Source organism: Lamprobacter sp. (assembly GCF_034860625.1).
Classification (GTDB): Bacteria; Pseudomonadota; Gammaproteobacteria; order Chromatiales; family Chromatiaceae; genus Lamprobacter.
The window spans coordinates 1-750 of the sequence record NZ_JAYESN010000695.1 but is presented as its reverse complement, the minus strand read 5'-3'; the positions used below and the strand labels follow the sequence as shown (position 1 = coordinate 750).

Here is a 750-nt window from a genome sequence, read left to right as displayed (position 1 = left end):
TCGGCCACCCGCGGAGTTGCCAAGTCCATGCGTATCTCCATCATCATTCCAACGCTCAATGAAGCTGATGTGATTGGCGCGCTGCTCGGCGATCTGGCCGCGCTGCGCGCCGCCGGCCATGAGCTGATCCTGGTCGATGGCGGCAGCAGGGACGCTACACGAACGCTGGCCGAACCGCTGGTGGATCGGCTGCTCGCTGCACCGCGCGGGCGCGCCGCGCAGATGAATGCCGGCGCCCAGGCGGCCACCGGCGAGCTGCTGTGGTTTCTGCATGCTGACAGCCGAGTGCCTGCCGCCACCGCCGAGGCGCTACTCGCCGCCGCGCGCCCAGTGGAGCGCCCAGTCGTGCGCTGGGGGCGGTGCGATGTGCGGCTGTCCGGGCGTCATCCATTGCTGCGGGTGATCGAGCGCGCGATGAATCTGCGCTCCTGCATGAGCGGAATCGCCACTGGTGATCAGGGCCTGTTCGTCAGCCGCGCGGACTTCACCGCCGTGGGCGGTTTTCCCGACATCCCGCTGATGGAGGATATTGCCCTGTCGCGACGCCTGCGCCGGCTGGCGCGACCCCTGTGCTTGCGCACGGCCTTGATCACCTCTAGCCGGCGCTGGGAATCGCGCGGGATTCTGCGCACCGTGATGCTGATGTGGCGATTGCGGCTGGCCTATGTCCTGGGCGCTGATCCGGCACGGTTGGCAGGGTTGTATCAGTGATAACCAACAAGAGGGCAGCCCATTGAACAGGCACAACCA

Annotated in this window: 1 protein-coding gene; it reads left to right on the top strand. The window is 66.9% G+C overall.

The features are described 5' to 3' along the window. Nucleotides 1-27: 27 nt before the first annotated feature. On the top strand, nucleotides 28-711 hold the full coding sequence (locus VBE63_RS30810; protein WP_323686747.1) for a TIGR04283 family arsenosugar biosynthesis glycosyltransferase: 684 nt from the start codon (nucleotides 28-30) through the stop codon (nucleotides 709-711). Nucleotides 712-750: the final 39 nt, after the last annotated feature.